14 protein-coding genes are annotated in these 13,812 nt (G+C 56.5%); 9 read left to right on the top strand and 5 right to left on the bottom strand.

The window, feature by feature from the left end:
• Window positions 1-20: 20 nt before the first annotated feature.
• The 3 genes from GN111_RS09595 to GN111_RS09600 form a co-directional block, all read right to left on the bottom strand.
• On the bottom strand, window positions 21-1,103 hold the full coding sequence (locus GN111_RS09595) for an AI-2E family transporter (protein WP_155303552.1): 1,083 nt from the start codon (window positions 1,101-1,103) through the stop codon (window positions 21-23).
• A gap of 267 nt (window positions 1,104-1,370) precedes the next feature.
• Window positions 1,371-1,526, bottom strand: coding sequence for a hypothetical protein (locus GN111_RS33350; RefSeq protein WP_170302201.1), 156 nt, complete (start codon window positions 1,524-1,526; stop codon window positions 1,371-1,373).
• A 112-nt stretch (window positions 1,527-1,638) separates the two neighbouring features.
• Window positions 1,639-2,925, bottom strand: coding sequence for a thiolase family protein (locus GN111_RS09600; protein ID WP_155303553.1), 1,287 nt, complete (start codon window positions 2,923-2,925; stop codon window positions 1,639-1,641).
• 126 nt (window positions 2,926-3,051) lie between these two features.
• Here GN111_RS09600 and GN111_RS09605 point away from each other — a divergent pair, with 126 nt between their 5' ends.
• From GN111_RS09605 to GN111_RS09630, 6 genes are all read left to right on the top strand, one after another.
• Window positions 3,052-4,557 (top strand): HEAT repeat domain-containing protein, encoded by a 1,506-nt coding sequence (locus tag GN111_RS09605; protein WP_155303554.1) that lies wholly within the window; start codon window positions 3,052-3,054, stop codon window positions 4,555-4,557.
• Window positions 4,521-5,162, top strand: coding sequence for a CPBP family intramembrane glutamic endopeptidase (locus GN111_RS09610; protein ID WP_155303555.1), 642 nt, complete (start codon window positions 4,521-4,523; stop codon window positions 5,160-5,162). Before GN111_RS09605 ends, GN111_RS09610 begins: the two co-directional genes overlap by 37 nt.
• Before the next feature lie 111 nt (window positions 5,163-5,273).
• Complete coding sequence (locus GN111_RS09615) at window positions 5,274-6,026, top strand: hypothetical protein (protein ID WP_155303556.1); 753 nt, start codon at window positions 5,274-5,276, stop codon at window positions 6,024-6,026.
• Window positions 6,027-6,069: 43 nt separating this feature from the next.
• Window positions 6,070-7,023: a hypothetical protein gene (locus GN111_RS09620; RefSeq protein WP_155303557.1), complete on the top strand. Its 954-nt coding sequence runs from the start codon at window positions 6,070-6,072 to the stop codon at window positions 7,021-7,023.
• 16 nt (window positions 7,024-7,039) lie between these two features.
• On the top strand, window positions 7,040-7,624 hold the full coding sequence (locus GN111_RS09625; RefSeq protein ID WP_155303558.1) for an IMPACT family protein: 585 nt from the start codon (window positions 7,040-7,042) through the stop codon (window positions 7,622-7,624).
• Between the two features lie 124 nt (window positions 7,625-7,748).
• Window positions 7,749-9,671 carry an FAD-dependent oxidoreductase gene (locus tag GN111_RS09630; RefSeq protein WP_155303559.1) on the top strand — a complete coding sequence of 641 codons (1,923 nt, stop codon included), beginning with the start codon at window positions 7,749-7,751 and terminating at the stop codon, window positions 9,669-9,671.
• 39 nt (window positions 9,672-9,710) lie between these two features.
• Here GN111_RS09630 and GN111_RS09635 read toward each other — a convergent pair whose 3' ends face one another.
• Together GN111_RS09635 and GN111_RS33515 are read right to left on the bottom strand one after the other, a co-directional pair.
• Window positions 9,711-9,869 (bottom strand): hypothetical protein, encoded by a 159-nt coding sequence (locus GN111_RS09635; RefSeq protein WP_155303560.1) that lies wholly within the window; start codon window positions 9,867-9,869, stop codon window positions 9,711-9,713.
• A gap of 406 nt (window positions 9,870-10,275) precedes the next feature.
• Window positions 10,276-10,494 carry a hypothetical protein gene (locus tag GN111_RS33515; RefSeq protein ID WP_176603284.1) on the bottom strand — a complete coding sequence of 73 codons (219 nt, stop codon included), beginning with the start codon at window positions 10,492-10,494 and terminating at the stop codon, window positions 10,276-10,278.
• Between the two features lie 152 nt (window positions 10,495-10,646).
• On the opposite strand from GN111_RS33515, the gene GN111_RS09645 reads away from it, so the two are divergent.
• From GN111_RS09645 to GN111_RS09655, 3 genes are all read left to right on the top strand, one after another.
• Window positions 10,647-11,393: an enoyl-CoA hydratase/isomerase family protein gene (locus GN111_RS09645; protein ID WP_170302202.1), complete on the top strand. Its 747-nt coding sequence runs from the start codon at window positions 10,647-10,649 to the stop codon at window positions 11,391-11,393.
• A gap of 148 nt (window positions 11,394-11,541) precedes the next feature.
• Complete coding sequence (locus tag GN111_RS09650; protein ID WP_155303562.1) at window positions 11,542-12,702, top strand: ATP-grasp domain-containing protein; 1,161 nt, start codon at window positions 11,542-11,544, stop codon at window positions 12,700-12,702.
• A 15-nt stretch (window positions 12,703-12,717) separates the two neighbouring features.
• Window positions 12,718-13,464 (top strand): esterase family protein, encoded by a 747-nt coding sequence (locus tag GN111_RS09655; RefSeq protein ID WP_155303563.1) that lies wholly within the window; start codon window positions 12,718-12,720, stop codon window positions 13,462-13,464.
• Window positions 13,465-13,812 lie beyond the last annotated feature (348 nt).

Here is a 13,812-nt window from a genome sequence, read left to right on the forward strand (position 1 = left end):
CGGCGCGGCCGCCTGTCCGGTCAGGGTTGGGAGTGTTCGATCAAATTCTGGTAACTGCTGTGGTAAATCTCGGTAAATGTAAGAAAGGCGGTGGCGATCAGGGGCCCGTAGATAATGCCCAAGATGCCGAAAAGCTTCAGCCCGCCGATGATGGACAAAAAGACCAGCAGGGTATGCATCTGAACCCGTTTTCCCACCACCTTGGGTTTCAGAATATATTCCACGCCACCGGACAGCAACAGATAAAATATCAGAAAAAAAAGTCCGGTGCCGATGCGTCCTTTCAAAAAAAGAAAAATGACGGTTGGGACAAACACCACGCCGATGCCGATAATCGGCAAAAAGGCCAGAAGGGCCATGATGACGCCCCAAAGAAAAGCCGATTGCAGGCCGAAAATCCAGAACAACGTGCCGCCGGCCAACCCCTGAATGACGCCGCAAAGGCCGTTGCCGATGAGGATGGCGCCGGCCATGCCACTAAACTTTTCAATCAGCCGCTCGTCCTGCTCCTCGGGCAAGGGGGACAGATCCATGAGAAATCGCACCAGTTTCGGACCGTCGATGAGCAGAAAAAAGATGACCAGCAGCATCAGAAAAAAATTGACCAGGAAAGAGAACGTGTTGGAGGCAATGGCCCGGGCCTGGTCGTAAAGAAACAGGCCCACGACCCTGCCGATATCGGAAATGGTGTTTTTCAGTTCCTCACCGGTAATTTCGATGTCAATATTGGCCAGCAGCGGATTGATGCGTTCCAGCATGGCGCTGTTGGTAAAATGGGCGGTAACGAAGCTGGACAGGGCCGGGCTCCTGGCCAGTTGCACCAGTTCGTAGGCCTCCTGGGTCAGCACCCCGACGAAGAAGACAATAGGAACGAACAGAATGAAAAAAATCAACATGCAGGTCAGAAAAGAGGCCATGCCGGGACCGATTTTCTCAAAGGACGCGATCTTGCGGTAGACCGGGTAAAAGGCGCCGGTGACCACCGCCCCCAAAACGATGATGGAAAAAAAGGGCGACAGCAACCACCCCATGAGATAGATGGAGATGATAAAACAGGCCAGAAAAAACCAAAGTATCCGATTTTGGGAGGTCCGATCCTCCATGGCTCCTCCGGAATCCGGCCGCGGCGGCAACCGGCCAACGGAAAATCGGGGGTTGCGGTAAAACAGGCCGCCTCAAAGGGACGGCCGGCAGTTATTTTCGCGATTCGGATGCGGTGTTTCGGTTTACCGGCACAGGGCCCAACGAAATCTGCGCAAACGCCTTGGCTAAACGAAGAGGAGGCATTTGCGCAGAAATGATAACGAACGCGTCAGACTCGGACGGTCGGATGTCGGTCGAAATTGCCGTTGAAAAAGAGAAACGACGGCTTACTTGCTGACGATGGCACCGGCGAAAAGGTAGAGCAGTATCTCATAGACAACGACCGGTACGTAGCTGCCGGCCATACCGTAGATAATGCCGCCGCCGATAATGGCAGGCACCATGGTAAACACCAGAATACCCAATTTTCTGCTGATATCCATACTCGACCGTCTCCTTAAGCCGGTGTTGCGCCATCGCTGGCCAGAGCGTTGATTCCGTTTGCCTTAAGCGATCTTTCTCTATCAATAACATATGAAAAAGTAAAGAAAAAAATCACTTTTCGACCACCATCGCCATCCCCATGCCGCCGCCGATGCACATGGTGATCAGGCCAGTGGAATAGCCTTTTCGTTTCATGTGATGCATGGCGGTCACCATCTGTCGGGCGCCGGTGCAGCCGATGGGGTGGCCCAGGGAGATGCCGCTGCCCAGTTCGTTGGGGCGGTCAGTGGCGATGTCCAGTTCACGCATGCAGCCAATGGCCTGGGAGGCAAAGGCCTCGTTGAGTTCGATCATGTCGATGTCGGCCAGGGTCATGCCGGTGGCGGCCAGCAGCTTATTGACGGCCGGAACCGGTCCCAGTCCCATGTAGGCCGGATCCAGACCGCCGGAGCGGAAGGCTTTGATTTTGACGATGGGCTCCAGCCCCAGATCGGCAGCCTTCTCGGCGCTCATCAGCAGAACGGCGGCCGCACCGTCGTTGATACCCGAGGCATTGCCGGCCGTCACGGTGCCGTCTTTTTTAAACGCCGGTCTCAGTTTGGCCATTTTTTCCATATTGGTGTCCATGGGGCGTTCGTCGGTGTCCACAACGATGTCCCCCTTGCGGGACTTGATGGTCACGGGCACGATTTCTTCGGCGAACAGCCCCCCGGTGATGGCGGACCGGGCGCGGTTGTGGCTGAGAACGCCCAGTTCGTCCTGTTCCTGACGGCTGATATTATAAAGGCTGGCGATGTTTTCGGCGGTCATTCCCATGTGGTATCCGTAAAAAATTTCGTACAGGCCGTCGAAAACCATCAGGTCGTAGATGTCGCCGGTACCGGTAAGCTCCATTCGATGTCCCCAGCGGGCCTTGGGCAGTGCCATGGGCGCCAGGCTCATGTTCTCCATGCCGCCGGCCAGCACCACATCTGACTCCCCGGTCATGATGGCAGAAGCCCCTAAAGCGATGGCCTTCAGGCCGCTGCCGCAAACCTTGTTGATGGAAAAGGCCGGCGTCTCCTTGGGAAGCCCGGCGCGAATCATGGCCTGCCGGGCGGGGTTCTGGCCCTGGCCCGCCTGGAGCACATTGCCCATGATGACTTCATCGATGGATACCTTGAGCGCATCGTCGGACCAGTCCATGGCATTTTTTTCCAGTTCGATAATCCCCTGGTCTTTCAAGGCCTTTGGTGCCGCCGCCTTCAGGGCGTCGCTGGGATAGGGCGCAATGCCGGCTCTTTTCACGGCTTCCTTCATGACGGTGGCACCCAGATCCACCACCGGGACACTCTTCAGGCACCCCCCGAACGATCCCACTGCAGTCCTGGCTCCGCTGACAATGACGACCTCTCTCATTGCGTTTTCCTCCTGTTGTTGATTCTTGTCGGTTCAACTGATATGCATGAATAGTAAAATCGATTGTTTTTCAAACCGAACGGTTTTGCTCATTATCACAGAATCCGCGAAGGTGTCCAACACGAAATGAAACGCCGCCTCTTTGCACCGGCCGTCCTTCTCATCGGCCTGCTGAGCGCTCAGGTCGTGGCCACCGCCCACGTCTACCTCTCCAATCTGGACCTGCTGCAGACCACCGAGACGGTGATGCGCGCGGGCTACCTGGTCGTTCCCAACGCCGTTGTCGCCCAGCGGCTCGGTTCGCTGGCCACCGCCATGGCCGGGGGGCTGTTTTTTACCCTGAGCATCGGTGCCGGCCTCTCGTTGGCCACCCTGGGTGCCGTATGGCTCTGGGACCGGGCCTTCCAGCGCCGCGTCAAAGCCACTTTCGCCTGTCTGCTGGTGTGGGCCTGCGGACTGATCGTCGTCAACGGCAACGGCTGGAACCTGGTGGCCACCACCTACTGGGTGGTGGTGCCGCTGGTGACGGCCGTCGCAGCCATCCAGTTGCTGCCGCCCCGAACGACCCTGCTTTCCCCCCTGGGCGTCTTGTGGCCGGTATCCGCCGCCATCGTTCTGGCCCTGCTCTGGGGAATGGTGATGGACCGTCACATGTTCACCAATATCCGCGACCATCTGCTGCTGGGCAACCGAGCCGGGCAGGCCGTCACCGCCGCCTACTACGCCTATACCCTTTTCCCGGCCGAGGCGTTCAAATCCCTGGAGCAAAAACAGATCCGCACCTGCGTGCTGGACCGTTCCCTGCCCCGATCCCTTCGGTCGCAACTCGAACGTGAGCTTCGCTCCCGGGACTATCTGCCCGTGGCGGCCGGCCATCCGCCCGATCTGACCATTGCCCGGAACAGCGAGTCGATGCAACTGGATCTGATCAGTGGGCATCGAACCGTGTTTCAGGTTTCCGAAAAAGAGCTGCTCACCCGTCCCGACGAGGTGCTGACCCGCTATTCCCGGGAACTTGACCGCGACGGCATGTTCCGGAAACTGACCCTGACCTGCCTGCTGCTGGGCTTCCCGCTGGTCCTGTTTGCATTCCTGTTCAGCCTGCTGAGTTGCCTGCCGGATCTTTTTCTGACCGTCAACCTGTCCAACGTCATCGCGGCCGTCGTCTGTATCCTGGTGGGCGGCATCCTGCTGGTACCGGTCTACCAGGGACATTCCGCTCCCCTGGCAGCCAAGGATTCCGCCGCGGCCCTTTCCGCCGCTTCGGCCACCGCACGCATTGCGGCCCTGCGGCAGGCCTGCGATGACCGGCGGGACGTTTTCAGGCAGGCCCGGAAACAGGGGCTCGAAAAAAGCCCCCATGTGGCCGTACGCTACTGGCTGGCCCGCAGCCTGGCCTATTCGAAACGTTCGGGCGCCCGCGCCATGCTGCTCGACCTTGCCGACGACCCGGTCCCCGTTGTGGCCTGTCAGGCGCTGTGGGCCATGGGGCAGCGCAAGGATCGGCAAGCGATCCCCGAAATCGTCAAACGCATCGACGCTTCTTCCCACTGGTACATCCAGATGTACGCCTATCGCGCCTTGAGGACACTGGGATGGGTTCAGCCCGAATCTCCACAGCTTTTCTACTGAAATCGCTGCTGGCCGTGGTCGTCGCAGAGGCAGCGGCCACCGCCCTGGCTGCCGTTGTTCCGCTGCCCCGGCTTTGGCTGATTGCCGCGACCCGGACGGTGCAATTGGCCGCGGTATTAATCCTGGCCCGCAGGCAAACCGGAGGATGGCAAATGCTGGGACTGGACCGCATCACCCTTGTCCCAGGCATTCGACACGGGTTGATCTGGTCGGCCGGTTTCGCCGCGGCCGCCGGGCTGATGTTTCTGGGCCTTTTCATGGCCGGCGAAAATCCCCTTGCCATGATCCGCTCGCCGCTGCCGGCGTCCCCGGCGGACAAGGCGCTCTTTTTCTTCGTGGGTGGAATCGTGGCACCGGCGGCCGAAGAAGCGGTCTTCCGCGGGTTGATTTTCGGATACCTGCGACGCTGGGGACTTATTGCGGCCATCCTGATCTCCACCCTCTTGTTCGCCGCCTTGCACTTGCCGACCATTCCTGTCACCCAGATATTAGGCGGCGTGGTCTTCGCCATAGCCTATCATACCAGCGGCAGCCTGGTGACGCCCATCGCAATCCACACGCTCGGCAACCTGGCCATTTTCACCCTCTCCCTAATCGCGGCTTGACAGTTTCCGACTGTTTTAATAGCATTATTTTCTGATGCTTTTGCCGACATATGTTGAATACGGATCTCCATTTCAGTCGGAGACCTCATCCCGGATATTTTGTGAATTCAAATGAGCACCGAAAAAAAAGACAAACAACATACCGGATTGGCCACTCTTTTCGACGGAGTTGAACTCAAAAGCTTTTTCATCAATTACCTGTGGTTCATTATCGCCGTCGAAATCCTGATTTTCCTGGTATGCTTTCTGGGCAATCTGGGCCCGGAAAAAGGCCCCTTCCCCTGGAAGTTCTACTTCTATGTGTCCTTTATCACGCCGGTAGCCATCACCTTCCTGCTGGGCGTTTTCATCCTGGGCTTCAACCACTTCATTTTCGGCAACACGCCGGTTCCGGGCGAAGATGGGGTGATGGGCGCGGATGTGGACGAAAATCGATCCAAGCTGTTTCAGTTCAACCTCTTTCTCACCCACATGAAAAAGGTGCCCTTTTTGCCGGCGCTGTTCACCCTGGTCGCCTGCACGGTGCTGTTTTACAAATTGGACGCCATTTTCCTGTTTATCTTCAATGCCGGGGAGAAAATGGTCACATACAGCCTGATCGCCTGCGGCGTGCTGCTGGCGGCGGGCCTGATTTTCGGCATCGCCTGGATCGTGAGCAATTACAAACTCAGCAAAAAGCATATGGAGCACGAGTACCGTTACCGCAACGACGTCATGGACAAACTCGGTTTTCTCATCATGGAAGACGATACGGTCATCGACAAGAACGGCAAGCTGATCAGCCAGAAGCAACCGCTTTTGCCGGAATCCCAGCAGTTGTCCGAAGAGCGGGAAACCCTCAAAATTATGCCCCCGTCCAAATAGCCGGGCCGTGATCGGGCGGCCAGTTAGAATCACTGCGAAAGCGATGCAAACGAGCCTTTCCCGTCTTTATCCACGCCTCGCGCCACTTCGTCGTTTGACGGTCAATGAAAACGGATTTGCCGTCAACCCGGTGGCGGCCACCATCTTTTTGGGGCTGGTGCTTATCGTCATCACCTACTCGGTCCTGGATCAAAGCGGAGCCTTACACCGCCTGGGCCCTTACGGACCGTTGCTGCCCATGCTGGTCATCGCATGGCTGCTGGTGGGGATCTACTTTGTTGCCAAGCGCCTCAAAAGGCGATCGGCCCGGATCCGTATCAAGGGACCGCTCTTCATGCGATCGCTCATGGACGACTGCCTTGAACGGACCTGCGGTATGCTGAAAAAACGTCTCGAAGCTCCCGAGATCTCTTCCACCCGGATTCTCAACGACATCCTGACCGACAAGATGCTGCACATCTGCACCACGGACTGCCTCCGCTTTTCCGACATCCGCCGGCAAATTGAGGGCAGCGGGATGAAAGGCACCCGGGACCTGGAATTCTCCTGTCTTTTCCAGACGGAGGTGGAGTACGGAAAACGGGAACTGCCCGGCGAAATCCGCCAAGTCGCCGACACCGTGGCCCGCAGCCGACCGGATCTCGAAGAACTTCTGGAACGGCTCAAAAATGCCCATCGCAACCTTTGCGCGGGCACGGGAGATATTCTGACGCTCCTGCCGCCGGACCCCAAAAAGGTGGAACGCCTTCGCGCCGACCACCGCTACCGTCCGCCGACCCCGCAACGAGCAAAACGCATGGCCTTCGCCCTGGAGACTCTAGCCTATCTGAAAGCCACCCGCCACGAAAACGTCAACCCCATGGACCGCAGGCGCTATGACACCGTGGCCGCCGAGATCATCCCCTGGCTGGCCGACGCCGTCAACGTTTACAAGAGCGCCTGGCAGGATCTGGTGGATGCCTACGAAGAGCCGCGCCACGATCACGAAAATCCCTAATCGACCGGAACCGTCCATGTTTGCCTTGAGCCAGGAAGCGCTTTACGAAGAGGAGATCAAAAAAAGCCGTTTCATCGTCAAGGCCGCCGGCGTTTCCAGTCCCGAGGCGGCCATGGCGTTTCTGGAAAAGGTGCGCGAAACTCGGGCCACGCACAACTGCTGGGCCTATCGCATCGGCCAGGAATACCGATTTTCCGACGACGGCGAGCCCGGGGGAACCGCGGGCAGGCCGATTTTGAACGCCATCGAAAAGCAGGACATCGATGGGGTCGTGGTGGTGGTGGTCCGCTATTTCGGGGGGATCAAACTGGGCGCCGGCGGACTGTCCCGCGCCTACGGCGGATGCGCGGCCAAATGCCTGCAGCAGGCCAAACTGGAGCGAATCGTCCCCAAGGCGCAAGTTCACTTGCAGGTCGGGTTCGACCATATCGGCTCCCTGTACGCCATCATCGACCAGTTCGGCGCGATCAAACTCGCGGAAACCTACACGGACAGCGGCCTGGACATTCGGCTGCAGATCGATCGGGCCAAACGTCAGACCCTGGTCACGGCGCTGGCCGACGCCAGCGGAGGCAGCATCCGGTTGCTGGAGGGATGCTAACCCGCAACGACGCTTTATTTTCCCCTTTTTTCTACCTTGTAACGCGCAATGGTTTTTGTTAGACATATCCGGAGCAACAATCTGGCTCATAGATGATTAATATTAAAGGGAAAGGTAGTGCCCCATGAAAAAGCCGTTACTGTCCACGTGGGAAGGGTGGTCCGACCAACTGATGAACCTGATTGGGGAACATGCAGATGCGCCTACCGAGCTTGCCCCTTTCAAAGCGCTGCTGGGATGGAAAGGTCTTGTGGTTTGGGACGATAGCGTTGATCCAGTGGATCTGCTGCGCGCCTATATCGAAAAGGTGGCCCAGGAATCCTGCGGACAATGCACGCCCTGCCGGGAAGGCACCCAGCGGATGAACCTGATCATGAACCGGATTTGCGAAGGACAGGGACAACCGGATGACCTGGCTGAGGTCCGTCGGCTGGCATGCTTTATCTCCGAATCGGCCCGCTGCGGTGTGGGCCGATGCCTGGCCCCGCCGACCCTGGAAATCATGGACCGCTATGCCGACGAATTCGCCGCTGCGGTGAAGGAAAAACGCCGCAGCGAACCGCAGCTGGTCGAAGCGACAGTTACGGCACCTTGCATCAGTGCCTGTCCCTCCAACGTCGATATTCCCGCATACGTCGAAGGCATCCGCATGGGACAATTCGACGAGGCCCTTGCGCGCGTAAGGGAAGACTGCCCCATGCCGGGCACCATCGGCCGGGTTTGCGTTCGCCCCTGCGAGCAGAATTGCCGGCGCGGGCTGCTGGACGAGCCGATTTCCATCCGCGCCCTGAAACGGTTTCTGGCCGACAACGAGATCCGCACCGGCGCCAAGCCGTTAAAGCAGCCGCCCGCCGAGTTCAAATCCGATAAGGTGGCCGTCGTCGGCGCTGGCCCGGCGGGGCTGGCGTGTGCCTACTATCTGGGGACCATGGGCTACCGGACCACGATTTTCGAAGCCCAGGAAAGGGCCGGCGGAATGGCCACCTACGGCATCCCCTCCTATCGGCTGCCCGAAGATATCATGGATTACGAGGTCGCCCGGGTGGAAGAAATGGGCGCCGAGATCCGCTATGGCGTGAATGTCGGCGAAGACGTCACCGTGGAGGAGCTGGGCCAGCAGGGATACAAAGCCGTATTTTTGGCCGTGGGCGCACCGGAATCCTCCAAGATGCGCTGCGAAGGCGAGGATGCCGGGTACGAATGCTTTTTGACCGGGATTCATTTCCTGGCCGAAGTGTCCCGGGGCCGGCAGCCGGTGGAGGGGAAAAAGCTGGTGGTCGTGGGCGGCGGCAATGTGGCCATGGATTGTGTCCGCTCGGCCCTGCGCACCGGCTTTACCGATGTGAACCTGCTCTACCGGCGCACCGAGGCCGAAATGCCGGCCGATCCTCAGGAAATCGTGGAGGCCAAGGAGGAAGGGGTCAAATTCCATTATCTGGTCGCGCCCGTCAGCATCGTGCACACCGACGGGAAAGTCTCCGGATTGGAGGTCCAGCGCATGGAACTGGGCGAACCGGACAAATCCGGCCGTCGTCGACCCGTGCCGGTGGAAGGCTCCAATTTCGTGATCGAATGCGATGCGATCATACCGGCGGTGGGACAGATCTGCGTGGTGGACTGTGTGCTCCCCGAAGAAAATAGCCTGACGGCCTGGAAAACCCTCATCGTCGACCGCATGACCTTCCAGACCCGCACCCCCTCCGTTTTCGGCGGCGGGGACTGCATCACCGGCCCGGCCACGCTCATCGCCGCCCTGGCCGCAGGGAAGAAGGCCGCCAAATATATTTCTCAATACATCGAAGGCGGCTCCTGCCAGCCGACCGTGCCGGACGTCCTGCAAACCCTGGTCAATGGCAGCGGCGTATTCGAGCCGGATGAGAAATTCCCCTTCTGCGGCATCACCCACAGCGCCCACCCGCCGGTCCTGCCCGCCGAAACGCGGATCGACGATTTCAGTGAAGTGGAGGGCTGTCTGAGCCTCAGCCAGGCCATTGCCGAGGCGGACCGCTGCCTTCGCTGCTATCGTATCGCCGTGGCGGTCCGATAGCCCCGTTGAGAAAATGACAACCGGTCAGGCATTGGGAGGTTAGCCGGCAGCGCCCTGCCCCGATGCCTGACCGAATCCTGCCTGCATGATCACCAGGATTGCCGACACGGCCTGATTGCAATAGCCCGCCAGCGGCGTCTTGAGTTCTGCGTGTTTTCGGATTTTATTCAGACCGTCTAATCCGCAACCTACCGACATACCCCACATGCTTTGCGTTATCCTCTCAACGTAAAAAATAACACTCACATCCACTCAATGATTCTACTGACAATAAGGTGTGTATAGAAACCGTTTGCGGTTGCCGGTATTGTTGAAAATCTCTTCTTTTACGGTCGGCTGGCAAAACAGAAGAAGACTAGGCGGCGTATCGAAGGTCATGGAGACTGGGACAAAAAGGCCTTGTCATATACCTCGCGAAAGCTCCGTATGGTATCTTTGTCGAGCCATCTCTCGATGTTTTGACGAAAGGATTCGGTCTTTCGTTCCTTCAACAAAATGGCGTTGATTCGATCGATGATCGCCCTTCCGGATTCCGTTTTCGAGCAGCCGACACAGGCTGGCTGGAAGGTTCGCGACTCGTCGATTTCAAGGCTGCAAAGGTCTTTCAGGGTCGTTTGCCTCGCATTGAGATCGTAAAGAGATACTGGTGGGAATTCGATGAGATAGCGGCCAGGGGCGTGCTGGTCTCCGAAAAGATCGACTCGAATCTTTCGATAAATTCATTTCGATCCGCGTCGTCTTTGAAAATAGACTTTTGTTCAATACCACGGATGATCAGGTGGTAAAGCGCGCCGGGTGCATCGATGCGGGATTGACGGGGCATGTGTGTCTTTTTACAAGTTGGCTCTGGTTCTGTCAATTTATATATTTATGGATGTCCCTAATTTTACTAACAAATTGACAAAACAAGGTTTCACTGGCATTTTCTGTTTTATTGGAATAATTTCAGTTGATACCATTTCGAAAGGAGTCCCTATGGAAACAGTAATAAAAGAACTTCGGGATCATATCGCGATCCTACGATTGAACAGTGGTCGTGCGAATCCAATCAGTTCGAAATTGGTTGATGAGTTATCAAAGGCACTAGTTGAGATAAAAGGTGTCGCAAGCGGATTAGTACTTTGTGGCGGGGATAAATTTTTTAGTGCCGGCTTCAACCTGCCTGAACTGTTGACGTTGGATAGACAAGCAATGGGCAATTTTTTTGAAAGGTTCAATCATTTGTGCATGGAACTGTTTACTGTTCCCATCCCTACAGTTTGCGCTCTGTCCGGTCATGCAGTAGCTGGCGGTAATATTCTCGCGCTGGCATGCGATTACCGATACGCGGCAGCCGAAGACAAAAAGATCGGCCTGAACGAAGTGAAACTGGGTCTTCCGGTCCCCTACCTGGCAGATATGATGCTTCGTCACATCATCGGCAATCGCTATGCTACGCATATGATCTACAGCGGCGAGTTTATGACTTTTTCAGATGCCAAAATTGTCGGTCTGGTCGATGTAATCGGCTCAGCAGATGAACTTGAAGACTTTACGCTGGACCGTCTTTCCCGGATTGCAAACCTTCCAAACCAGGCATTCTCGGCCGCCAAAGCCAACAAAGTTGAACGGATAAAAAAAAGGTATGAAGAATACTACCAATCCAAAAACGATGAATTCCTTGATTGTTGGTTCAGCGATCCAGCTCAGAAGAACCTTCGGGAAGCCGCTGCGAAATTTTAACAAAAAGGAACAAAAAGGGGACAATCTATATTCCTTATTATGTATTGACAGAACCGCGAACAGTCTCATTTTTTGCATTTGACGATCCCGATAGTAACCGCACATGTCCAGAAATCGCCCTAAACGGCGTACCAATTGAGGACACGCCATGAACATTGTCTTTTTGTCCCCTCACTTCCCAGAACACTATGCGGCCTTTTGCAGTCAGCTCAAAACTGCCGGGGCCATGGTCCTGGGCGTTGCCGACGCTCCTTACGAAGTCCTTAGCCCTACCGTTAGAGAGGGCCTCACCGAGTATTACCGTGTGGACGATATGCACGACTATGATCAACTGGTACGCGCTTTAGGGTTTTTCACGCACAAGTACGGAAAACTCGACCGGTGTGAATCTCTCAACGAATACTGGCTGGCCACCGAGGCGCGCTTGCGGGACGACTTCAACATCATGGGGATTCGTGGTGACCAGATCGATGCCATCCGACGCAAGTCGGAAATGAAGAAACGTTTCCGCCAGGCGGGTGTGCCGGTTGCCCCCGGCCGGGTGGTCAATGACCTTGCCGAGGCCGAAGCCCTCATTGCCGAGACCGGTTACCCGGTGGTTGCCAAACCCGATGCCGGCGTGGGGGCCTTGGATACCTTTCGTCTGAACTCGGACGACGACCTTGCAGCACTCTTCGCGGCCCCCATGCCTACAGACTATATCCTGGAAGGCTTCGTGGAAGGCACCATCGTCAGCTTTGACGGCCTGGCCGATCGGGAAGGCGAACTGGTTTTCGCCACGGCGCATACCTTCAGCCAGGGGATCATGGAAACGGTCAACGAGGGACGACACATCAGCTACACCTCACTTCGGGAAATTCCACCCCGCCTGGAAGAGCTGGGACGACGCTGCGTTGCAGCCTTCGAGGCGCGCGAACGCTTCTTCCACATCGAATTTTTTCATCAGGGCGGAGAGGACTATGTAGGTTTGGAGATCAACATGCGCCCACCAGGTGGGTTTACAACCGATATGTTCAACTACGCCTGCGACATAGATATCTACCGCACCTGGGCCCGCCTGTTGGTCCATAATGAACGGACGCTGGATTACGAGCGCAAGTACCATTGCACCTATGCCAGTCGCAAAGACGGCATCCCGTACCGAAACAGCCATGCAGAAATCATGGCGTGTTTCAATGTCGAGATCGTAAATGTGTTCAGCGTACCGGGGGTCTTCAGCAGTGCTTTGGGGGATGTGGGATATATCTTCCGTTCAGAAGAGATGGGGCGGGTGCAGGAGATCACGGACTTTATCCACGCAACGCAGTAAGAAAGAGAACAACCAATGCATATCGAAGAGCACCGCTGGCACAGCCCGCACCTGGGACGCGAGATGTCCCTCAAAGTATATGGTCATTGGGGTCGCCCCCTGATCGTATTCCCCTGTTCTCGGGGGCGTTATTTCGACTATGAGGGGATGGGAATGATCGATGCCATCAGCGGTTTCATTGATGCCGGGCGTGTCAAGCTCTTCTGTGTTGACAGCATCGATGCAGAATCGTGGTATGACTTCAGTGTGGTACCCGCGGTGCGCAACGCCCGCCATGAAGCCTTCGATCACTATGTCACAGGCGAGGTAGTGCCTTATATCCGCACCCATTGCCAGGACCCTCAGGCGAACATTCTGACCAATGGCTGTTCCATGGGTGCCTACCACGCCGTCAATTTCTTCTTAAAGCATCCAGACATCTTCGGCGGAACCCTCGCCCTGAGCGGCCTTTACCGTTTGGATCGCGCCGAGTTCGGATTGCAGGGTCACGAGCTTGAACCCGTTTACTTCAACTCCCCGTTGACCTATCTGCCGGGCATTGACGACGGCGTCATCCTGGATGCTTACCGCCGCAGCCAAATTGTGATCTGCTGCGGCCAGGGTGCATGGGATGAAGAGGCCCTGGCCGATACCCGCGACATGGAACACATCCTTAAGACCAAGCAGGTGCATGCCTGGATCGACATCTGGGGATTCGATGTCAACCACGATTGGCCCTGGTGGTTCAGACAGATGAATTACTTCTTGGACAAACTGACTTGAGCCTGACCGACAACATGCGCTGAGTCGCTAAAATGGCTTAAACCGCCTTTTTCGGCTCTAAAAACATCGATTTAAGACCGAAAAATGGCCTTGTTTTTGACCTGATCCTGCGCCAATTAGTCATCCAGCTTGGTCCGCCCCCTTCTATACAATCATTGAGCATTCACAGCGAAAACTGGCATGTCCCCACAAGCTGCCTGTTCGCACCCCAACCCGTTGCATCCTTCTGAAAGCAAAAGGAAAAGCCCCTGCAGAAGTATGGACTGCAGGGGCAGATACACTACCGTTTCTTACTGGTTGAAGTTATTAATGCGGTCGAAAGCAAAACACCACGGATTCCTACATGGA

This window comes from Desulfosarcina widdelii (assembly GCF_009688965.1).
GTDB classification, from domain to species: domain Bacteria; phylum Desulfobacterota; class Desulfobacteria; order Desulfobacterales; family Desulfosarcinaceae; genus Desulfosarcina; species Desulfosarcina widdelii.

Excerpts from the sequence above, each read along its gene's own strand:
- GN111_RS09595 (WP_155303552.1), bottom strand. The coding sequence starts at position 1,103 with ATGGAGGATCGGACCTCCCAAAATCGGATACTTTGGTTTTTTCTGGCC.
- GN111_RS33350 (WP_170302201.1), bottom strand. The coding sequence starts at position 1,526 with ATGGATATCAGCAGAAAATTGGGTATTCTGGTGTTTACCATGGTGCCT.
- GN111_RS09600 (WP_155303553.1), bottom strand. The coding sequence starts at position 2,925 with ATGAGAGAGGTCGTCATTGTCAGCGGAGCCAGGACTGCAGTGGGATCG.
- GN111_RS09605 (WP_155303554.1), top strand. The coding sequence starts at position 3,052 with ATGAAACGCCGCCTCTTTGCACCGGCCGTCCTTCTCATCGGCCTGCTG.
- GN111_RS09610 (WP_155303555.1), top strand. The coding sequence starts at position 4,521 with ATGGGTTCAGCCCGAATCTCCACAGCTTTTCTACTGAAATCGCTGCTG.
- GN111_RS09615 (WP_155303556.1), top strand. The coding sequence starts at position 5,274 with ATGAGCACCGAAAAAAAAGACAAACAACATACCGGATTGGCCACTCTT.
- GN111_RS09620 (WP_155303557.1), top strand. The coding sequence starts at position 6,070 with ATGCAAACGAGCCTTTCCCGTCTTTATCCACGCCTCGCGCCACTTCGT.
- GN111_RS09625 (WP_155303558.1), top strand. The coding sequence starts at position 7,040 with ATGTTTGCCTTGAGCCAGGAAGCGCTTTACGAAGAGGAGATCAAAAAA.
- GN111_RS09630 (WP_155303559.1), top strand. The coding sequence starts at position 7,749 with ATGAAAAAGCCGTTACTGTCCACGTGGGAAGGGTGGTCCGACCAACTG.
- GN111_RS09635 (WP_155303560.1), bottom strand. The coding sequence starts at position 9,869 with ATGTCGGTAGGTTGCGGATTAGACGGTCTGAATAAAATCCGAAAACAC.
- GN111_RS33515 (WP_176603284.1), bottom strand. The coding sequence starts at position 10,494 with ATGCCCCGTCAATCCCGCATCGATGCACCCGGCGCGCTTTACCACCTG.
- GN111_RS09645 (WP_170302202.1), top strand. The coding sequence starts at position 10,647 with ATGGAAACAGTAATAAAAGAACTTCGGGATCATATCGCGATCCTACGA.
- GN111_RS09650 (WP_155303562.1), top strand. The coding sequence starts at position 11,542 with ATGAACATTGTCTTTTTGTCCCCTCACTTCCCAGAACACTATGCGGCC.
- GN111_RS09655 (WP_155303563.1), top strand. The coding sequence starts at position 12,718 with ATGCATATCGAAGAGCACCGCTGGCACAGCCCGCACCTGGGACGCGAG.